Source organism: Bacillus sp. FSL K6-1000, assembly GCF_038630785.1.
Classification (GTDB): Bacteria; Bacillota; Bacilli; order Bacillales; family Bacillaceae; genus Bacillus; species Bacillus safensis.
This window is the reverse complement of sequence record NZ_CP152042.1, coordinates 125,324-146,412: the sequence shown is the minus strand read 5'-3', so window position 1 is coordinate 146,412 and position 21,089 is coordinate 125,324. Positions and strand designations below refer to the sequence as shown.

Annotated in this window: 25 protein-coding genes; all 25 read right to left on the bottom strand. The window is 42.6% G+C overall.

The window, feature by feature from the left end:
* Positions 1-12 precede the first annotated feature (12 nt).
* A complete protein-coding gene (gene rplF / locus MHI46_RS00810) occupies positions 13-549 on the bottom strand; it encodes a 50S ribosomal protein L6 (RefSeq protein WP_008345395.1) in 537 nt (178 codons plus the stop codon).
* Positions 550-580: 31 nt separating this feature from the next.
* On the bottom strand, positions 581-979 hold the full coding sequence (gene rpsH / locus MHI46_RS00805; RefSeq protein ID WP_007496327.1) for a 30S ribosomal protein S8: 399 nt from the start codon (positions 977-979) through the stop codon (positions 581-583).
* A 31-nt stretch (positions 980-1,010) separates the two neighbouring features.
* Positions 1,011-1,196, bottom strand: coding sequence for a 30S ribosomal protein S14 (gene rpsN, locus MHI46_RS00800; protein WP_008356542.1), 186 nt, complete (start codon positions 1,194-1,196; stop codon positions 1,011-1,013).
* Between the two features lie 22 nt (positions 1,197-1,218).
* On the bottom strand, positions 1,219-1,758 hold the full coding sequence (rplE, locus tag MHI46_RS00795) for a 50S ribosomal protein L5 (RefSeq protein WP_024425600.1): 540 nt from the start codon (positions 1,756-1,758) through the stop codon (positions 1,219-1,221).
* A 25-nt stretch (positions 1,759-1,783) separates the two neighbouring features.
* The gene (gene rplX / locus MHI46_RS00790; protein ID WP_008356538.1) at positions 1,784-2,095 is read right to left on the bottom strand and encodes a 50S ribosomal protein L24; all 312 of its coding nucleotides are present in this window, start codon (positions 2,093-2,095) and stop codon (positions 1,784-1,786) included.
* 35 nt (positions 2,096-2,130) lie between these two features.
* Entirely contained in the window at positions 2,131-2,499 is a 369-nt protein-coding gene (gene rplN, locus MHI46_RS00785; RefSeq protein ID WP_003216882.1) for a 50S ribosomal protein L14, read from the bottom strand.
* Between the two features lie 39 nt (positions 2,500-2,538).
* Positions 2,539-2,802 (bottom strand): 30S ribosomal protein S17, encoded by a 264-nt coding sequence (rpsQ, locus tag MHI46_RS00780; protein ID WP_003216906.1) that lies wholly within the window; start codon positions 2,800-2,802, stop codon positions 2,539-2,541.
* Positions 2,803-2,827: 25 nt separating this feature from the next.
* Positions 2,828-3,028, bottom strand: a complete 201-nt coding sequence (gene rpmC / locus MHI46_RS00775; protein WP_003217155.1) for a 50S ribosomal protein L29 — start codon at positions 3,026-3,028, stop codon at positions 2,828-2,830.
* The gene (gene rplP / locus MHI46_RS00770) at positions 3,018-3,452 is read right to left on the bottom strand and encodes a 50S ribosomal protein L16 (protein ID WP_003156478.1); all 435 of its coding nucleotides are present in this window, start codon (positions 3,450-3,452) and stop codon (positions 3,018-3,020) included. Before rplP ends, rpmC begins: the two co-directional genes overlap by 11 nt.
* Position 3,453: 1 nt before the next feature.
* Complete coding sequence (gene rpsC / locus MHI46_RS00765; RefSeq protein WP_003217241.1) at positions 3,454-4,110, bottom strand: 30S ribosomal protein S3; 657 nt, start codon at positions 4,108-4,110, stop codon at positions 3,454-3,456.
* Between the two features lie 3 nt (positions 4,111-4,113).
* Positions 4,114-4,455, bottom strand: a complete 342-nt coding sequence (rplV, locus tag MHI46_RS00760; protein ID WP_007496316.1) for a 50S ribosomal protein L22 — start codon at positions 4,453-4,455, stop codon at positions 4,114-4,116.
* 17 nt (positions 4,456-4,472) lie between these two features.
* Positions 4,473-4,751 carry a 30S ribosomal protein S19 gene (rpsS, locus tag MHI46_RS00755; protein ID WP_003216920.1) on the bottom strand — a complete coding sequence of 93 codons (279 nt, stop codon included), beginning with the start codon at positions 4,749-4,751 and terminating at the stop codon, positions 4,473-4,475.
* 57 nt (positions 4,752-4,808) lie between these two features.
* On the bottom strand, positions 4,809-5,642 hold the full coding sequence (gene rplB / locus MHI46_RS00750; protein ID WP_024425599.1) for a 50S ribosomal protein L2: 834 nt from the start codon (positions 5,640-5,642) through the stop codon (positions 4,809-4,811).
* 28 nt (positions 5,643-5,670) lie between these two features.
* On the bottom strand, positions 5,671-5,958 hold the full coding sequence (rplW, locus tag MHI46_RS00745; RefSeq protein ID WP_003217016.1) for a 50S ribosomal protein L23: 288 nt from the start codon (positions 5,956-5,958) through the stop codon (positions 5,671-5,673).
* A complete protein-coding gene (gene rplD, locus MHI46_RS00740; RefSeq protein WP_007496312.1) occupies positions 5,958-6,581 on the bottom strand; it encodes a 50S ribosomal protein L4 in 624 nt (207 codons plus the stop codon). Before rplD ends, rplW begins: the two co-directional genes overlap by 1 nt.
* Positions 6,582-6,608: 27 nt before the next feature.
* The gene (gene rplC / locus MHI46_RS00735) at positions 6,609-7,238 is read right to left on the bottom strand and encodes a 50S ribosomal protein L3 (RefSeq protein ID WP_024425597.1); all 630 of its coding nucleotides are present in this window, start codon (positions 7,236-7,238) and stop codon (positions 6,609-6,611) included.
* Positions 7,239-7,275: 37 nt separating this feature from the next.
* Complete coding sequence (rpsJ, locus tag MHI46_RS00730) at positions 7,276-7,584, bottom strand: 30S ribosomal protein S10 (protein WP_003156464.1); 309 nt, start codon at positions 7,582-7,584, stop codon at positions 7,276-7,278.
* A gap of 218 nt (positions 7,585-7,802) precedes the next feature.
* On the bottom strand, positions 7,803-8,762 hold the full coding sequence (locus tag MHI46_RS00725) for an alpha/beta hydrolase (RefSeq protein ID WP_099662826.1): 960 nt from the start codon (positions 8,760-8,762) through the stop codon (positions 7,803-7,805).
* Positions 8,763-8,872: 110 nt separating this feature from the next.
* On the bottom strand, positions 8,873-10,063 hold the full coding sequence (gene tuf, locus MHI46_RS00720) for an elongation factor Tu (RefSeq protein ID WP_034283892.1): 1,191 nt from the start codon (positions 10,061-10,063) through the stop codon (positions 8,873-8,875).
* Between the two features lie 118 nt (positions 10,064-10,181).
* Positions 10,182-12,260 carry an elongation factor G gene (fusA, locus tag MHI46_RS00715; protein WP_048240166.1) on the bottom strand — a complete coding sequence of 693 codons (2,079 nt, stop codon included), beginning with the start codon at positions 12,258-12,260 and terminating at the stop codon, positions 10,182-10,184.
* 54 nt (positions 12,261-12,314) lie between these two features.
* Positions 12,315-12,785 (bottom strand): 30S ribosomal protein S7, encoded by a 471-nt coding sequence (gene rpsG / locus MHI46_RS00710; RefSeq protein ID WP_003216884.1) that lies wholly within the window; start codon positions 12,783-12,785, stop codon positions 12,315-12,317.
* A gap of 121 nt (positions 12,786-12,906) precedes the next feature.
* Positions 12,907-13,326 (bottom strand): 30S ribosomal protein S12, encoded by a 420-nt coding sequence (rpsL, locus tag MHI46_RS00705; RefSeq protein WP_003216962.1) that lies wholly within the window; start codon positions 13,324-13,326, stop codon positions 12,907-12,909.
* Between the two features lie 113 nt (positions 13,327-13,439).
* Positions 13,440-13,688 carry a 50S ribosomal protein L7ae-like protein gene (locus MHI46_RS00700; RefSeq protein ID WP_024425593.1) on the bottom strand — a complete coding sequence of 83 codons (249 nt, stop codon included), beginning with the start codon at positions 13,686-13,688 and terminating at the stop codon, positions 13,440-13,442.
* Between the two features lie 145 nt (positions 13,689-13,833).
* Positions 13,834-17,433, bottom strand: coding sequence for a DNA-directed RNA polymerase subunit beta' (gene rpoC, locus MHI46_RS00695; RefSeq protein WP_039175975.1), 3,600 nt, complete (start codon positions 17,431-17,433; stop codon positions 13,834-13,836).
* A gap of 61 nt (positions 17,434-17,494) precedes the next feature.
* Positions 17,495-21,076, bottom strand: a complete 3,582-nt coding sequence (gene rpoB, locus MHI46_RS00690; protein ID WP_003217223.1) for a DNA-directed RNA polymerase subunit beta — start codon at positions 21,074-21,076, stop codon at positions 17,495-17,497.
* Positions 21,077-21,089: the final 13 nt, after the last annotated feature.

Sequence of the window (21,089 nt, the reverse complement as noted above, 5' to 3'; positions counted from 1 at the left end):
CTTTAAGCGATCTTACTTACCAGTTTTTCCTTCTTTACGGCGAACGAATTCACCTTCGTAACGAATTCCTTTACCTTTGTAAGGCTCTGGAGCACGGACAGCGCGGATGTTAGAAGCTAGAGCTCCTACACGCTCTTTATCGATACCTTTAACGATTACTTTCGTTTGAGATGGAACTTCTACTTCAACTCCAGCCTCAGGAACGATTTCAACTGGGTGAGAGTATCCAACGTTAAGAACAAGTTTGTTTCCAGATTTAGCTGCACGGTAACCGACACCGATAAGTTCTAAACCTCTTTCGAAACCTTTAGATACACCTTCAACCATGTTAGCAATCAAGCTACGTGTTGTACCATGTAATGCACGGTGTTCTTTATTTTCAGACGGACGGCTTACAGTTAAGACGTTGTCCTCAATTTTAATTTCCATATCAGGGTGAAATGCACGAGTTAGTTCACCTTTTGGTCCCTTTACTGTCACTGTGTTATCGTTGTTTGTCACAGTTACTCCTGAAGGGATCTCGATTAGTTTTTTACCTATACGAGACATACCAAGCACCTCCATTCATCTTAAACTTTTTTTACCATACGTAAGCAAGTACTTCTCCACCAGCTTGTTTAGCACGGGCTTCTTTGTCCGATAAAACACCTTGTGATGTAGAAATAATTGCGATTCCAAGTCCGTTAAGTACACGTGGTACTTCATTTGATTTCGCATATACGCGTAAACCAGGTTTACTGATTCTTTTAAGACCAGTGATAACACGTTCGTTGTTTTGGCCGTATTTAAGGAACAAACGGATAATTCCTTGTTTGCTGTCTTCGACGTACTCAACGTCACGGATAAAACCTTCACGCTTTAAGATTTCAGCAATTTCTCTTTTGATTTTTGAAGCCGGTACTTCTAGCTTCTCATGACGTACCATGTTCGCATTGCGAATACGAGTCAGCAAATCTGCAATCGGATCTGTCATAACCATTATTTAATAACCTCCTTCCCATTTATGGGGATTACCAGCTGGCTTTTTTAACGCCAGGAATTTGTCCTTTATATGCAAGTTCGCGGAAACAAATACGGCAAAGTTTAAACTTACGAATAACTGAATGTGGACGTCCACAACGTTCGCAGCGCGTATACTCTTGAACTTTAAACTTTTGTTTGCGTTGTTGTTTCGCAATCATAGACTTTTTAGCCACGATTTCGCCTCCCTTTCATTGATTATTTCTGGAACGGCATACCTACTTGAGTTAATAACTCACGTGCTTCTTCGTCCGTATTGGCAGTAGTAACGATAACGATATCCATACCGCGGACCTTTGTTACTTTATCGTAATCAATTTCTGGGAAGATTAACTGTTCTTTAATACCAAGCGTGTAGTTTCCACGACCGTCGAAAGATTTCTTAGAAATCCCGCGGAAGTCACGTACACGTGGTAAAGACACAGAAATAAGTTTATCAAGGAAATCATACATGCGCTCTCCGCGAAGTGTTACTTTCGCACCGATTGGCATTCCTTCACGTAGACGGAATCCAGCAATAGACTTCTTCGCACGAGTAACGACAGGTTTTTGACCAGCGATAAACGTTAATTCTTCAACAGCAGTATCGATTGCTTTAGCGTTTTGAACGGCGTCACCAACACCCATGTTGATCACGATTTTTTCGATTTTTGGCACTTGCATTACTGAAGTGTATTCAAACTTAGAAACTAATGCAGGTGTAATTTCTTTTACATACTTTTCTTTAAGGCGGTTCATGAGAAAGACCTCCCTTCCTTATTTACTATTTATCTAGAACTTGCCCAGATTTTTTCGCTACACGGACTTTCTTTCCGTCCTCAACTTTATACCCAACACGTGTCACTTCACCCGTTTTAGGATCAAGCGGCATTACGTTTGATACGTGGATCGGCGCTTCTTGTTCAGAAATCCCGCCTTGAGGGTTAGCTTGGGTTGGTTTAGAGTGTTTTTTCACAAGGTTAATACCTTCTACTAAAACACGTTCCTTTTTAGGGAAAGCAGCAAGGATGACACCTTGTTTACCTTTATCTTTACCAGAGATAACCACTACTTTATCGCCCTTTTTAACATGCATTTAATCGCACCTCCTTGAGTCGCGGATTGTATTCATTAAAGTACTTCTGGTGCTAGAGAAACAATTTTCATATAGTTGTTTTCACGAAGTTCACGTGCTACTGGTCCGAAGATACGAGTTCCACGTGGGCTCTTGTCGTCACGGATGATGACACAAGCATTTTCGTCGAAACTGATGTAAGATCCATCGTTTCTGCGAGCTCCGCTCTTAGTACGAACGATAACTGCTTTCACAACTTCACCTTTTTTGACAACGCCTCCAGGTGTTGCTTGTTTAACCGTACAAACAATGACATCACCGATGTTAGCCGTTTTACGTCCAGAGCCACCAAGAACTTTAATCGTTAGTACTTCGCGTGCGCCAGAGTTGTCAGCTACTTTTAAACGAGTCTCCTGTTGAATCATTAATGTTACCTCCTTTCGGAAAAAGAAATCCGAACTTTATTAGATAATAACGGCTTCTTCGACAACTTCAACTAGACGAAAGCGTTTAGTCGCAGATAAAGGACGAGTTTCCATGACCTTTACGATGTCTCCGATTTTTGCTTGGTTGTTTTCATCATGTGCTTTGAACTTTTTAGAGTATCTTACACGTTTGCCATAAAGTGAATGCTTTTTGTATGTTTCAACTACAACAGTGATGGTTTTATCCATTTTGTCAGAAACAACACGACCTTGATACACTTTACGTTGGTTACGTTCGCTCATGTTTGCGGGGCCTCCCCTCTAATTATTATTTATTAGCAGCGATTTCTCTTTGACGAATCACAGTTTTCATGCGTGCGATTGATTTACGCACTTCACGAATGCGAGCAGTATTTTCAAGCTGCCCAGTCGCTAATTGGAAACGAAGATTGAAAAGTTCTTCTTTAAGAGACTTTACTTTTTGTTCAATTTCAGCAGTGGTAAGGTCACGAATTTCATTAGCTTTCATTTGATTCACCACCAATTTCTTCACGTTTTACGAACTTCGTTTTAATTGGCAATTTGTGAGATGCAAGACGAAGAGCTTCACGAGCCACTTCTTCAGACACACCAGAAATTTCAAATAAAACTTTGCCCGGTTTTACTACAGCTACCCATCCTTCTGGAGCACCTTTACCGGAACCCATGCGGACCTCTAGAGGTTTAGCTGTGTATGGCTTAGAAGGGAAAATTTTAATCCAAACTTTACCGCCACGTTTCATGTAACGAGTCATAGCAATACGAGCAGCTTCGATTTGACGGTTTGTGATCCAAGAAGCTTCAAGAGCTTGGATACCGTACTCACCGAAATGTACTTCAGTACCGCCTTTTGCACGACCACGCATTTTTCCACGATGTTCTCTGCGATACTTCACGCGTTTTGGCAATAACATATTATTTTCCTCCTTCCGCAGTATTCTTCTTAGTTGGAAGGACTTCTCCACGATAGATCCATACTTTTACGCCAAGCTTACCATAAGTAGTATCAGCTTCAGCAGTAGCATAGTCGATGTCAGCACGAAGTGTGTGCAATGGAACAGTACCTTCACTGTAATATTCAGAACGAGCAATATCTGCACCGCCAAGACGACCAGAAACCATTGTTTTGATTCCTTGTGCTCCAGCACGCATTGTGCGTTGGATTGTTTGTTTTTGTGCACGACGGAATGAAATACGGTTTTCAAGTTGACGAGCGATGTTTTCAGCAACTAGCTGAGCATCAAGATCTGCTCTCTTGATTTCAAGAATGTTGATGTGTACACGTTTGCCAGTTAGGCTGTTAAGAGCTTTACGAAGTGCTTCAACTTCAGATCCGCCTTTACCAATTACCATACCTGGTTTAGCCGTGTGGATTGTGATATTTACGCGGTTTGCAGCACGTTCGATTTCTACTTTAGAAACAGACGCGTCAGACAAACGCTTGCTGATGAATTCACGGATTTTCAAGTCTTCATGTAAGAAGTCAGCGTAATCTTTTCCTGCGAACCATTTAGATTCCCAATCACGAATGACGCCAATACGAAGACCTACTGGATTTACCTTTTGACCCACGGATTATCCCTCCTTCTTTTCTGATACAACGATTGTAATGTGGCTAGTACGTTTGTTAATTGCGCTCGCACGACCCATAGCACGTGGACGGAATCTCTTAAGTGTTGGACCTTCGTCAACGAATGCTTGAGTAATCACTAGGCTGTTAGCGTCCAACTCGTAGTTGTGCTCAGCGTTTGCGATAGCAGATTTTAATACTTTTTCAATAATTGGTGAAGCAGCCTTAGGTGTAAGGTTTAAGATAGAAACTGCTTCTCCTACTTGCTTACCTCGGATCAGGTCCATTACTAGACGTGCTTTACGAGGAGCAATACGGACTGTTCTTGCGACAGCTTTAGCTTGCATTTAAAAGCCTCCTCTCATTAGCGTCTTGTTTTTTTATCGTCACTAGCATGACCTTTGTAAGTACGGCTTGGTGCGAATTCGCCCAATTTGTGACCTACCATATCTTCAGAAATGAAAACAGGTACATGTTTGCGTCCGTCATAGACAGCGATTGTGTGACCGATGAATTGTGGGAAAATTGTAGAACGACGAGACCAAGTTTTTACGACTTGCTTTTTGTCAGTTTCATTCAATTTCTCGACTTTAGCCATCAAATGATCATCAACAAATGGTCCTTTTTTTAAGCTGCGAGCCATTGTGGAACCTCCCTTCGTGATTGAACTACGGTCCTAAATGAACCGTAGACAACCCCGTTACTTGTTTTTACGACGACGTACAATGAATTTATCAGACTTGTTGGTTTTCTTACGAGTCTTGAATCCAAGAGTCGGTTTGCCCCATGGAGACATTGGTGATTTACGTCCGATTGGAGCGCGTCCTTCTCCACCACCGTGTGGGTGATCGTTAGGGTTCATTACAGAACCACGAACTGTTGGGCGTACGCCTTTCCAGCGAGAACGTCCAGCTTTACCGATGTTAATTAATTCGTGTTGCTCGTTTCCAACTTGACCGATAGTCGCACGGCAAGCAGAAAGAATCATGCGAACTTCTCCTGAGTTCAAACGTACAAGAACGTATTTACCTTCTTTACCTAGAACTTGAGCAGAAGTACCAGCAGAACGAACTAATTGTCCACCTTTACCTGGTTTTAATTCAATGTTATGCACAACTGTACCAACTGGGATGTTGATAAGTGGAAGAGCATTACCTGGTTTGATGTCAGCTTCTGGTCCAGAAGTAACTTCAGTACCAACTTGGATTCCTTTCGGAGCAAGAATGTAACGTTTCTCACCATCTGCATAGTTTACAAGAGCGATGTTCGCTGAACGGTTTGGATCATACTCGATTGTAGCAACGCGTCCAGGTATACCGTCTTTATCACGCTTGAAGTCGATGATACGGTATTGACGTTTGTGACCGCCACCTTGATGACGAACAGTCAATCTACCTTGGTTGTTACGTCCGCCTTTTTTGTGTAGCGGTGCAAGCAACGATTTTTCTGGTTTGTCAGTCGTGATTTCAGCAAAATCTGAAGTAGTCATGCCACGACGACCATTACTGGTTGGTTTATACTTTTTAATCGCCATTTTGAATTTCCCTCCTTCTTTTTAAGATTTACGCTTCAAAAATTTCGATTTCTTTGCTGTCAGCAGTTAATTTCACGATCGCTTTTCTGCGACGGCTAGTCATACCAGTGTAGCGTCCAACGCGTTTTGATTTTCCTTTGTAGTTTTGAACGTTGACTTTCTCAACTTTCACTCCAAAGATTTCTTCAACAGCGTCTTTCACTTCTGTTTTGTTAGCTCTGACATCAACTTCGAACGTGTACTTCTTCTCTGTCATTAGATCAGCAGAACGTTCAGTAATGATAGGGCGCTTTAGAACATCACGAGGATCTTTCATTATGCAAGTCCCTCCTCTACTTTTTCAACCGCTGCTTTAGTGATCAGAAGTTTGTCGTGGTTGACAACGTCAAGAACGTTGATACCGTTAGCTTCAACAACTGTTACTCCAGGGATGTTACGAGCAGATAAAGCAACTGTTTCGTTTGCATCCGCAGTGACGATCAACGCTTTCTTCTCAACAGATAATCCTTTAAGGATGCCTGCGAATTCTTTCGTTTTCACTGCATCAAGAGTCAGATCTTCAAGAACGATGATGTTGTTGTCGATTACTTTAGAAGACAATACTGACTTGATAGCCAAGCGGCGAACTTTTTTAGGTAATTTATAAGAATAGCTGCGTGGTGTTGGACCGAATACGATACCGCCTCCGCGCCATTGTGGTGAACGGATAGAACCTTGACGAGCACGACCTGTACCCTTCTGTCTCCAAGGCTTACGACCTCCGCCACGTACTTCAGAACGAGTTTTTACTTTGTGAGTTCCTTGACGTAAGGAAGCTCTTTGCATAAGAATAGCATCGAATACTACGCTTTCGTTTGGCTCAATTCCAAACACAGAAGCGTTTAATTCGATTTCACCGTTAGTAGAACCGTTTTGGTTAAATAATGCTACTTTTGGCATGACTTGTTTCCTCCTTTCCTAAGAGAGTTATTTAGATTTAACTGCACTCTTTACAGTTACTAGAGATTTTTTAGCTCCTGGTACGTTTCCTTTGATCAATAGAAGATTGCGTTCTGCATCAACTTTAACGATCTCAAGGTTTTGGACAGTGATTTGCTCTCCGCCCATACGACCTGGAAGAAGTTTACCTTTGAATACACGGTTTGGATCAACAGGTCCCATTGAACCAGGACGACGGTGGTAACGTGAACCGTGAGTCATTGGTCCGCGTGATTGTCCGTGGCGTTTGATAGCCCCTTGGAATCCTTTACCTTTTGATGTTCCTGTTACATCTACGATATCTCCATTTGCGAAAATATCAACTTTGACTTCCTGACCAACTTCATACGCATCTAACTCCGCACCGCGTAATTCTTTTACAAAGCGCTTAGGAGCAGTTTCCGCTTTAGCAACGTGGCCTTTCTCTGGTTTGTTAGAAAGCTTTTCACGTTTGTCATCAAAACCGATTTGGATTGCTTCATAGCCATCCGTGTCAACAGTCTTCTTTTGAAGAACAACGTTAGCAGCAGCCTCAACAACAGTTACAGGGATAAGATCACCGTTTTCTGCGAATACTTGCGTCATACCAATTTTTCTACCTAAGATTCCTTTGGTCATTAGTCACACCTCCTATAATATGTGTTTTCTATTTGAATTAAAGTTTGATTTCGATATCTACACCAGATGGTAAATCTAAACGCATAAGTGCATCAACTGTTTGTGGAGTTGGATTCACGATGTCGATTAGACGTTTGTGAGTACGCATCTCGAATTGCTCACGAGAATCTTTGTACTTATGCACCGCACGAAGGATTGTGTAAACTGATTTTTCAGTTGGAAGCGGGATTGGACCAGATACACTAGCACCAGAACGCTTAGCCGTTTCAACAATCTTCTCAGCAGATTGATCAAGAATTCTATGATCATATGCTTTTAAACGAATACGAATTTTTTGTTTTGCCATTATTTTCCCTCCTTTTCGCCTACTTACGTTAGACAGTTCTCCGTGAGAAAAACCTGATCACCTCGCCATGGCAAAGCGGCCGGGTGTGTCAGCAACCTCTCACTTCATCGCAGTCAAAGACCAACATGCACTATTGTACCAAATTGGCCTGCGTGTTGCAATAATAAATCGGATAAATTTATGATTTGCACACTTTTCATATTATACAGGGATTCAGCCTATAAATCAAGCTTTCCCTGAAGATGATGTATAGCAGTCTTTCTGATGATACGTATAAATTCATCTGGCTCCTCGATGTGCGGGGAATGGGCAGAGTCTTTAAAGGTAAACCATTCTTTGATGGGTGCTTTTAATTGATCAACATATGGTTTTGATACAGCAGCTGGGGTAATCATGTCGTGATCGCCAATGAGAAAGTAGCACGGTATTAATATAGTAGAAACTCGGTATTGAATACTCTCATTCATGAGCTGATTCCATAGCTTGTCTTGACTAAACTTCTGCCCTTTCATGAACTTCCATTTATCTTTCAGCTGATATTGCTTACTAAAAAGAAACCCTTTTAGCATTTGAAAAACCGGCTTCCATCTATGCGTGAGACCTACGCTTGCAAACTCTTTATATAGAGAGAACAAGGCATGAGCTGATGTCCGTTTCCAAGGAGGCGGCGTCAGTAATCGCAGACACCCAGTAAACAGCCGATTGTTATGATATTTCTTCATAAGAAGCTCGTACGATACGATATCTTCCTTTAACACATCTACTACCTGACTAATCCCGTAATAAGCATGATAAAGATCTGGACGCTTATGTACTGCTTGTATGGCAATTAATGATCCCCACGAGTATCCTGCGATATACAATTTTGAGTGACCTAGATGTGATAGGAGCTTCTCAGTCAGTTCAATCGTGTCTTCTATAAATTGCTGAATGGTCATCGATTCATCAGGAAGATTCTCTTGATAGGAAAGTCCTGCGCCACGCTGATCCCAATGGACAACTGTAAAGTCCTGATCAAGTTCCTCGTGAAAGGAATCAATATAACTGATTTGAGCTGAGCCGGGCCCGCCGTGTAAAAATAAAAGTACAGGCTTTGTTTCACTCGTCTCATCTTCTTTCATCATAATCCATTGGTCAATCCCGCCGATCAACCATTTTTTCAAATATGTCTTTGCCATTCCAGCGATCCTCTCGGTTCCATTTAGATTCTATAGCTTATAGTAGCCGTTCTGATCTGGAAAAGCAAAAAAAGAGACCCTTTTGCAAGGAGTCTCTTCTGTATGTTTAATTACTTAATGATAGTTGAAACGACGCCAGAACCTACAGTACGTCCACCCTCACGGATAGAGAAACGAGTTCCTTCTTCGATAGCGATAGTAGAGATAAGTTCAACTTCCATCTCAGTGTTATCGCCAGGCATTACCATTTCAGTACCTTCTGGAAGATGTACGATACCAGTTACGTCAGTTGTACGGAAGTAGAACTGCGGACGGTAGTTAGCGAAGAATGGAGTATGACGTCCACCCTCTTCTTTAGAAAGTACATAAACTTCAGCTTTGAAACGGCTATGTGGAGTGATTGTACCTGGTTTAGCAAGTACTTGACCACGTTGGATATCTTCACGAGATACACCACGAAGTAGTGCACCGATGTTGTCACCAGCTTCAGCATAGTCAAGAAGTTTACGGAACATTTCAACACCTGTAACAGTTGTTTTACCGTTTTCTTCTTGAAGACCGATGATTTCAACTTCGTCACCGACTTTAACTTGTCCACGCTCAACACGACCAGTAGCAACTGTTCCACGACCAGTGATTGAGAATACGTCCTCAACTGGCATCATGAATGGCTTCTCAGTGTCACGCTCTGGAGTTGGGATGTACTCATCAACCGCATCCATAAGTTCAAAGATTTTTGCTTCGTAATCAGCATCTCCTTCAAGAGCTTTAAGAGCAGAACCTTTGATAACTGGTACATCATCACCAGGGAAGTCATAGTCAGAAAGAAGGTCACGAACTTCCATTTCAACAAGTTCAAGTAACTCTTCATCGTCAACCATGTCACATTTGTTAAGGAATACTACGATGTATGGTACACCTACGTTACGAGAAAGTAGGATGTGCTCACGTGTTTGTGGCATTGGACCGTCAGCAGCAGATACTACTAAGATCGCGCCGTCCATTTGAGCAGCACCAGTGATCATGTTTTTAACATAGTCAGCGTGTCCTGGGCAGTCTACGTGTGCATAGTGACGAGTTTCAGTTTCATACTCAACGTGTGCAGTTGAGATTGTGATTCCACGCTCGCGCTCTTCTGGAGCACCATCGATTTGGTCATAAGCCATAGCTGTACCTTTACCAGATTTCTTATGAAGAACTGTTGAGATAGCAGCAGTTAGAGTTGTTTTACCATGGTCAACGTGTCCAATTGTACCAATGTTAGCATGCGATTTGGAACGGTCGAATTTTTCTTTAGCCATTCTAAAAATCCTCCTTAAAGGTTCATTGTATTTGGTATAGAGTGATAGAAAGTGAAGAGTTACCTCTCACTTTCTGATCTTCAATAGTAGTTATACTTTAGTTTAAAGGCAAAATCAATTATTCACCTTTATTTTTTTTGATGATTTCTTCACTGATGCTCTTAGGCACTTCTTCGTAGTGATCCATGTGCATAGTGAAAGTACCGCGTCCTTGTGTGTTAGAACGGAGTGCAGTTGCATATCCGAACATTTCAGAAAGTGGAACCATAGCGCGAACAACTTGAGCGTTACCGCGAGCTTCCATACCTTCTACACGTCCACGACGAGATGTGATATCACCCATGATGTCTCCCATGTATTCTTCAGGGATAACAACTTCCACTTTCATCATTGGCTCAAGTAGAACTGGGTTACATTTGCTGACAGCATTTTTCAATGCCATAGATGCAGCAATTTTGAACGCCATTTCGTTCGAGTCAACATCGTGGTAAGATCCATCAAATAATTTTGCTTTGATGTCGATTAATGGGAATCCAGCTAATACACCATTTTCAAGTGAATCTTCAAGACCTGCTTGAATTGCTGGGATGTATTCACGTGGAACAACCCCACCGACGATTGCATTTTCAAATTCAAAGCCTGCGCCTTCTTCGTTTGGTTCGAATTCGATCCAAACGTGTCCGAACTGACCGCGTCCACCAGACTGACGTACGAATTTACCTTCAACTTTTGCACCAGAACGGAATGTTTCACGGTACGCAACTTGAGGAGCACCTACGTTAGCTTCAACCTTGAACTCACGCTTCATACGGTCAACAATGATATCAAGGTGAAGCTCACCCATACCAGAGATGATCGTTTGACCAGTTTCAGGGTTTGTTTGTGTACGGAATGTTGGATCCTCTTCAGCTAGTTTAGCTAAAGCGATACCCATTTTATCTTGGTCAGCCTTTGATTTAGGCTCGATAGCTACATCGATAACTGGCTCTGGGAATTCCATAGACTCAAGGATAACAAGATCTTTCTCGTCACAAAGAGTGTCACCAGTAGATGTATCTTTAAGACCTACAGCTGCTGCGATATCCCCTGCGTATACAGTAGAGATTTCTTCACGGCTGTTTGCGTGCATTTGAAGGATACGTCCAACACGTTCACGCTTGTTCTTAGAAGAGTTCTTCACGTATGAACCAGAATCAAGTGTTCCAGAGTATACGCGGAAGAAAGTTAGTTTCCCAACATAAGGGTCAGTCATAACTTTAAATGCAAGAGCTGCGAATGGTGCGTCATCAGTAGACTCACGAACAACCTCTTCATTTGAATCTGGCAGGATACCTTTGATTGCAGCAACATCAGTTGGTGCAGGAAGGTAGTCAAGCACAGCGTCGAGTACAAGCTGAACACCTTTGTTTTTGAAAGCAGATCCAACAAGAACTGGGTAGAATTCAACATTCAATGTTCCTTTACGGATTGCAGCTTTCAATTCAGGAATTGTGATTTCTTCACCCTCAAGGTATTTTTCCATAAGCTCTTCATCAAGCTCAGCGACAGCTTCAATTAGGCTGCTGCGAAGCTCTTCAGCTTTGTCTTTATACTCTGCAGGGATTTCTTGTGCATCAGAGCGAGTTCCAAGGTCATCTTCGTAGAAGTATGCTACGTTTTCTACAAGGTCGATGATTCCTTCGAATTGATCTTCAGCGCCGATCGGCAATTGAATTGCATGAGCGTTCGCTTGAAGACGATCTCTTAATGTGCTTACAGAGTAAAGGAAGTCCGCACCGGTTTTATCCATTTTGTTAACGAATACGATACGAGGTACTCCGTAAGTTGTTGCTTGGCGCCAAACTGTTTCAGTTTGTGGCTCTACACCTGATTGTGCATCAAGGACAGCAACCGCACCATCAAGTACACGTAAAGAACGTTCAACTTCAACAGTGAAGTCTACGTGTCCTGGTGTATCGATGATGTTTACACGGTAACCTTTCCATTGTGCTGTAGTAGCAGCAGAAGTGATTGTAATACCACGTTCTTGCTCCTGCTCCATCCAGTCCATTTGTGAAGCTCCTTCGTGAGTTTCACCAATTTTATGGATACGACCAGTGTAGTACAAGATACGCTCAGTCGTTGTCGTTTTACCGGCATCGATGTGAGCCATGATACCAATATTACGAGTTTTGTCTAAGGAGAACTCTCTTGCCATTGGGTAATTTCTCCTTCCTCATTAGGGAATAGTTTTTTTAGTTTGGTATAAATCCTACCAGCGGTAGTGAGCGAATGCTTTGTTCGCTTCTGCCATTTTGTGTGTGTCTTCACGTTTCTTAACAGCAGCACCAGTGTTGTTAGCTGCGTCAAGGATTTCGTTAGCAAGACGCTCTTCCATCGTTTTTTCTCCACGAAGACGAGCATAGTTTACTAACCAGCGAAGACCTAAAGTAGTACGACGGTCTGGGCGAACTTCTACAGGAACTTGGTAGTTAGCTCCACCTACACGACGTGCTTTAACTTCAAGAACTGGCATGATGTTTTTCAAGGCTTGTTCGAAAACCTCCATCGCTTCATTACCAGTACGTTCTTTGATGATATCAAATGACTTGTAGAGAATAGTTTGTGACTTTCCTCTTTTACCGTCGATCATCATTTTGTTGATCAAACGAGATACAAGTTTAGAATTGTAAATTGGATCTGGCAATACGTCTCTTTTTGCTACAGGACCTTTACGTGGCATCTGAATAGCCTCCCTTCTCTTTTAAAAGGATTTCTATCTGTTTCTCTTCTCAATATCATTGTCAGCTTCCTGACTCCACTGATCTGTTATCAACTTCTAAAAACCCTTATGTTTGTTTGTATTATTTGCTTTGTTTAGGGCGTTTTGTTCCGTATTTAGAACGTCCTTGCATACGACCGTCAACTCCGGCAGTATCAAGCGCACCACGAACGATGTGGTAACGTACACCCGGTAAGTCTTTTACACGTCCGCCACGGATAAGTACTACACTGTGCTCTTGTAGGTTATGTCCGATACCAGGAATGTAAGCTGTTACCTCAATCAGGTTAGACAAACGTACACGAGCATATTTACGTAGTGCTGAGTTTGGTTTTTTCGGTGTCATTGTACCGACACGAGTACAAACCCCGCGCTTCTGTGGAGATGTTACGTTAGTGTGCTCTTTTTTGAAACTGTTGTATCCTTTGTTAAGTGCAGGTGACTTTGAGTTTTCAACTTTACTCACGCGTCCTTTGCGTATTAGCTGATTAATTGTAGGCATGTTGTTATTCCTCCCTTCATTACTTTTTTTATAACCCACATACCCAGGTGGTTCATCAAAAGGCAAAAAACAATGCTTTTGCATTTTATACATGCAAAAACAAAACAAGTACGCTATAACATAATGGCAACAGCTGCTGCCCCAACTTCAATTCCGCAGGCCTTGCCGAGCTTTTTCATGGAATCTACCACTAAAATGTCTACACCCTTCTCTTGCGCTAGTTTCAATACACTAGCAGTTAAAGCAGGATCAGCATCTTTCGCTACGACGACTTCCTTTACTGAATCTCGTTTCAGAGCTTTTACTGTTTGCTTCGTACCAATAATAATGGATTGAGCCTGTGATACTTTATCATAAGACATCGAATATCCTCCAAAGTAACAGGTTTTATTTTGAGCACCTTGGTTATATTATCATCATGGCAGAAGGATGTCAATATCGTATAACAGATTATCTTGACATCCTTCACCATTTTTTGATGATTTTATAGGAATCTCACGAGAAAGATTACTCTACAGGAACCATGTCGTCAGACGGCTGCACTTGCGAAACCGGCTTAACTTTACGGTAGTTTGGCATTCCCGTTCCAGCAGGAACAAGTTTACCAATGATAACATTCTCTTTCAAGCCAAGCAGTTCATCACGTTTTCCTTTGATCGCCGCATCTGTTAGGACACGAGTCGTTTCTTGGAAGGATGCCGCAGACAAGAATGAGTCTGTTTCAAGCGAAGCTTTTGTAATACCAAGAAGAACTGGACGGCCTGTTGCAGGACGTTTGCCTTCGAATAGTACTTTTTTATTTGCTTCAGTGAATTGATGTACATCAAGAAGTGTGCCTGGTAATACGTCTGTATCCCCTGCATCAGCGACACGCACTTTGCGAAGCATTTGGCGAACCATTACCTCTACGTGCTTATCTCCGATTTCTACCCCTTGCATACGGTATACTTTTTGTACTTCATGAAGCAGATATTCTTGAACAGCTGTCATGTCAGTCACTTTAAGAAGTTCTTTCGGATCGATCGAACCTTCTGTAAGCACTTGACCACGAGTGACTTTGTCACCTTCAACAACTTTTAGACGTGCATTGTAAGGAGCTGTGTAAGAGCGAGTTTCAACTTCGCCTTGAACCACAATTTCCTGCTGCTTGTCACGAACATCGTTAATTTCCGCAACGACACCGTCAATTTCAGAAATTGTCGCTTGCCCTTTCGGATTACGCGCTTCAAACAGCTCTTGGATACGAGGTAAACCTTGAGTGATATCGTCTCCTGCTACCCCACCGGTGTGGAACGTACGCATTGTAAGCTGAGTTCCTGGCTCACCGATTGATTGTGCAGCGATGATTCCAACTGCTTCACCGACTTCAACGTCAGTACCAGTTGCAAGGTTACGGCCGTAGCATCGTTTACATACACCATGAGGCGTGTTACATGTAAATGCAGAACGGATCCATACTTCCTCAATTCCTGCTTCAACTACTTCAAGTGCTTTATCTTCATCAATTAGTTCGTTTTCGGCTACAATGACTTCGCCTGTTTCAGGATGAACAATTGGTTTTCTTGCAAAACGTCCGATCAGACGTTCTTCAAGCTTCTCAATAATTTCATTTCCTTCTTTAATGGACTTCGCCAAGATTCCACGGTCTGTTCCGCAATCTGTTTCACGGATGATGACATCCTGTGCAACGTCAACGAGACGACGCGTGAGGTAACCTGAGTCAGCTGTTTTAAGGGCTGTATCGGCAAGACCTTTACGCGCACCGTGAGTGGAAATAAAGTATTCCAATACAGTTAAACCTTCACGGAAACTAGATTTAATCGGAAGTTCAATGATACGTCCAGCCGGGTTGGCCATCAGACCACGCATACCAGCCAGCTGAGTGAAGTTAGATGCGTTACCACGCGCCCCAGAGTCACTCATCATGTAGATTGGGTTGACTTCATCAAGGGACTTCATCAGTTTACCTTGGATGACATCTTTAGAAGAACTCCAGATTGAAATCACTCTCTCATAACGTTCTTCTTCAGTAATCAAACCACGTCTGAATTGCTTCATGACGTTATCTACTTTTGCTTGTGCTTCTTCAAGAATTTGCTGCTTATCATCTAATACGACGATATCAGACACACCAACCGTAATACCGGCTTTAGTAGAGTATCTGAAACCAAGATTTTTCATGCGGTCAAGCATTTTAGATGTCTCAGTGATATGGAATCTCTTAAAGATTTCTGCAATGATTTTACCTAAAATACCTTTTTTGAACGGTGCATTGATTTCTTGTTTCTCGATCGCAGCTTTTACATCCTCACCTTTTTCAAGGAAGAAACGATCAGGCGTTTTTTCTTCAATATTGCTCTTTGTCGGCTCATTCATGTATGGGAATGATTCCGGTAAGATTTCGTTAAAGATCAGTTTTCCAACTGTTGTAATCAACAATTTAGAACGCTGTTCATCAGTGAATGTCACATTCTTCAACGAGCTAGCTGCAACAGCTACACGTGTATGAAGATGCACATAACCATTTTGATAAGCAAGAAGGGCTTCGTCAGTATCTTTGAAGACCATACCTTCTCCGATAGCACCTTTGCGCTCAAGTGTAAGGTAGTAGTTACCAAGCACCATATCCTGAGATGGCGTAACAACTGGTTTTCCATCTTTCGGGTTCAAAATGTTTTGAGCAGCAAGCATTAAGATACGAGCTTCAGCTTGAGCTTCAGCAGATAATGGTACGTGAACCGCCATTTGGTCACCGTCAAAGTCAGCGTTGTAGGCTGTACATACAAGTGGATGCAGACGAATTGCGCGTCCTTCCACAAGTGTAGGTTCAAACGCTTGAATACCAAGTCTGTGAAGAGTCGGTGCGCGGTTTAGTAAGACTGGATGCTCACGAATAACTGATTCTAAAACATCCCATACTTCTGGCTGCACGCGCTCAATTTTACGCTTCGCACTCTTGATGTTGTGAGCTAATCCTTTTTCAACAAGCTCCTTCATCACGAATGGTTTGAATAATTCAAGAGCCATTTCTTTCGGAAGTCCACACTGATACATTTTCAAATGTGGTCCTACGACGATAACGGAACGTCCAGAATAGTCAACACGTTTACCAAGCAAGTTTTGACGGAAACGTCCTTGTTTCCCTTTCAGCATGTGAGAAAGAGATTTCAATGGTCTATTTCCTGGTCCTGTTACTGGTCGGCCTCTACGTCCATTATCAATCAAGGCATCGACAGCTTCTTGAAGCATACGCTTCTCGTTCTGAACGATGATGCTTGGCGCGCCAAGATCTAATAAACGCTTCAGACGATTGTTACGGTTGATGACACGACGATAAAGGTCGTTCAAGTCAGAAGTAGCAAAACGTCCACCATCAAGCTGAACCATTGGACGTAATTCTGGCGGAATCACCGGAAGTACATCAAGAATCATCCAAGATGGTTTGTTTCCTGAGTTACGGAAGGCTTCTAATACTTCAAGGCGTTTGATCGCACGTGTACGACGCTGTCCTTGAGCAGTTTTCAGCTCTTCTTTCAGTGTATCTACTTCTTTTACAAGATCGATATCTTGAAGAAGTTTGTTGATTGCTTCTGCACCCATAGCTGCTTGGAATGTATTACCGTATTTATCTAAATAAGCACGGAATTCTTTCTCAGAAAGAAGTTGTTTCTTCTCCAGCGGTGTGTTGCCCGGATCTGTCACGACGTAAGAAGCGAAGTAGATCACTTCTTCTAACGCACGTGGTGACATATCAAGAACAAGACCCATACGGCTTGGGATACCTTTGAAATACCAAATGTGGGAAACTGGGGCAGCCAGTTCGATATGCCCCATTCTCTCACGACGGACTTTTGCCCGTGTTACTTCTACACCACAACGGTCACATACAACACCCTTATACCGAACGCGTTTATACTTCCCACAATGACATTCCCAGTCTTTTTGTGGTCCGAAGATACGTTCACAAAAGAGACCATCTTTTTCAGGTTTCAGTGTACGATAGTTAATCGTTTCAGGCTTTTTCACTTCACCAAAAGACCAAGAACGGATTTTATCAGGTGATGCGAGACCGATGTTCATATACTCAAAATTGTTCACATCTAGCAAGGGGCCTACCTCCCTTTTAATCTTCGGGTTATACCCTAGTCACTTGCTCTAATCGTTTCTGCTATTCTTTTGTGACTGCGTCACGTTCAAGATCGACAGGTGCGAGGTCTGCAGCATCTTCGTCATTAGATAACGCTAATCCGTCTGCTTTCTTCGTTTCCTCATCGTCTTCTAAATCTCTCATTTCTATCTCTTCTTCATCGCCAGATAGGATTTTCACATCCATACCTAAACTTTGAAGTTCTTTGATTAACACTTTGAATGATTCAGGGACACCTGGTTCAGGTACGTTATCCCCTTTGACGATGGCTTCGTATGTTTTCACACGACCCACAACGTCATCCGATTTAACTGTTAAGATCTCTTGAAGTGTATATGCTGCACCGTAAGCTTCAAGTGCCCATACTTCCATCTCTCCGAAACGCTGACCACCAAACTGTGCTTTACCGCCAAGTGGCTGCTGCGTAACAAGTGAGTATGGTCCAGTTGAACGAGCGTGAAGTTTATCGTCAACCATGTGAGCCAGTTTGATCATGTACATGATTCCGACAGATACACGGTTGTCGAATGGTTCACCAGTTCGACCGTCATAAAGGACTGTTTTCGCATCACGAGACATACCTGCTTCTTCAAGCGTTTCCCAAACATCTTCCTCGCGCGCACCATCAAATACTGGTGACGCAATGTGGATGCCAAGGTAACGTGCAGCCATACCCATATGAAGCTCAAGTACCTGACCGATGTTCATACGAGATGGTACCCCTAGAGGGTTCAACATGATATCGATCGGTGTTCCGTCTGGAAGATACGGCATATCTTCTTCTGGAAGGATTTTAGAGATAACCCCTTTGTTACCATGTCGTCCGGCCATTTTGTCACCTTCAGAAATCTTACGCTTCTGAACGATGTATACGCGGACTAACTGGTTTACACCTGGAGGTAATTCATCTCCATCTTCACGGTTAAAGACTTTTACATCGTGGATAATTCCGCCGCCGCCGTGTGGAACACGTAGAGACGTATCACGCACTTCACGAGCCTTTTCACCGAAAATTGCATGTAATAGACGTTCTTCAGCTGTTAGTTCAGTTACACCTTTAGGCGTTACTTTTCCTACAAGAAGGTCTCCGTCTTTTACTTCTGCACCAATACGGATGATTCCGCGCTCGTCAAGGTTGCGTAAAGCATCTTCCCCAACGTTTGGAATATCACGAGTGATTTCTTCTGGTCCAAGCTTTGTATCACGAGCTTCTGATTCATATTCTTCAATATGAATAGACGTGTAGACGTCATCTTTTACAAGGCGCTCACTCATGATGATCGCATCCTCGTAGTTGTAACCGTCCCAAGTCATGAAGCCGACCATGACGTTACGTCCTAGAGCCAATTCACCTTTTTCCATAGAAGGTCCGTCTGCAAGGATTTCTCCTTTAACGACTTCATCTCCAACACTTACGATAGGACGCTGGTTGTAGCAAGTCCCTTGGTTAGAGCGGACAAATTTCAGCAAGCTGTATTTGTCTAGGTTTCCTTTGACTTGTTGTCCGTCAACGTCTTCATAACGGCGAACCCAAATATTTTTTGCTTCTACGCGTTCTACAACACCTGGGTAACGGCAGATGACAGCAGCACCAGAGTCTTTACCTGATACGTACTCCATACCTGTACCAACAATCGGTGATTCTGGCTGCATCAAAGGCACAGCCTGACGCTGCATGTTCGCTCCCATTAGAGCACGGTTAGAGTCATCGTTTTCTAAGAATGGGATACATGCTGTCGCTGCAGAAACAACCTGCTTTGGCGAAACGTCCATGTAGTCAACGCGGTTTCGAGGAACAACGGTGTTTTCCCCTCTGAAACGAGCAATGATATTATCATCAATAAACGAACCATCTTCACCTAATATAGCGTTCGCTTGTGCTACTACGTAGTTATCCTCTTCATCAGCAGTTAAGTAATCGATTCTCGGTGTCACTTTACCAGTTTCAGGATCAACCCGGCGGTAAGGTGTTTCGATAAATCCGAAGCGATTCACTTTTGCGAATGAAGATAGAGAGTTGATCAAACCAATGTTTGGACCCTCTGGTGTTTCAATCGGACACATACGTCCATAGTGAGAGTAGTGAACGTCACGAACTTCCATTCCTGCACGCTCACGTGTCAAACCACCCGGTCCAAGCGCTGACAGACGACGTTTGTGCGTCAATTCAGCAAGCGGGTTTGTTTGATCCATGAACTGAGATAGCTGAGAACTACCAAAGAACTCTTTGATAGAAGCGATCACAGGACGAATGTTGATCAGCTGCTGAGGTGTGATTGTGTTTGTGTCTTGAATTGACATTCTTTCACGAACAACACGCTCCATTCTGCTTAAACCAATACGGAATTGGTTTTGCAGAAGTTCACCTACGGAACGCAGACGACGGTTACCAAGGTGGTCGATATCATCTGTGTCACCTACACCATGAAGAAGGTTGAAGAAGTAACTGATTGATGCAATGATGTCAGAAGGCGTGATGTTTTTCACAGCTTCCTCTACATATGCATTTCCAATCACGTTAATCACTTGCTCGCCTTCTTGATCAGACGGTGCATAAATCTTAATAGATTGAAGTTCTACTTCATCTTCTACTACGCCACCATTAGGATAAAGCTTTCTAAATCCGATGCCGTTTTCTAAGTATGGAAGAACTTTATCAAGAACTCTTCTGTCTAAAATTTGACCTTTTTCTGCTAGAATTTCACCTGTTTCAGGGTCAACTAACGTTTCAGCCAATTTTTGATTGAACAGTCTATTTTTAATATGAAGCTTCTTATTAATCTTGTAGCGTCCAACATTTGCTAGGTCATATCTCTTCGGATCGAAGAAGCGAGAGTCTAGCAAGCTTTTCGCATTTTCAACAGTTGGCGGCTCTCCAGGGCGGAGGCGCTCGTAGATTTCGAGAAGTGCTTTATCCGCATTCTCTGTATTGTCTTTTTCCAGCGTGTTGCGTAAGTATTCATTCTCGCCAATGAGGTCAAGAATCTCTTGATCAGAGCTGAAGCCGAGAGCACGCAAAAGAACCGTAACCGGCAACTTACGTGTGCGATCGATGCGTACATAGACTACATCCTTCGCATCAGTTTCGTATTCTAACCATGCGCCACGGTTTGGAATGACAGTCGCAGTAAAACCTTTTTTACCGTTTTTGTCTACTTTACCACTGAAATATACACTTGGAGAACGCACTAACTGAGAAACGATTACACGTTCCGCACCATTAATGATAAAAGTACCTGTGTCTGTCATGATTGGGAAATCACCCATGAACACGTCTTGGTCTTTTACTTCTCCAGTTTCTTTGTTAATTAAACGAACTTTTACTCTTAGTGGAGCAGAGTAAGTTACATCACGTTCTTTTGATTCTGCTACAGGATACTTAGGATCCCCTAGGCTGTAATCAATGAATTCAAGAGAAAGGTTACCAGTAAAATCCTCAATTGGGGATATATCTTGAAACATCTCTCTAAGACCCTCATCAAGAAACCACTGATAAGAAGAGGTTTGAATTTCAATGAGATTTGGTAATTCTAACACTTCGCTTATGCGTGCGTAGCTTCTGCGCTGGCGGTGTCGTCCATACTGAACTAGTTGACCTGTCAACTGATTCACCCCT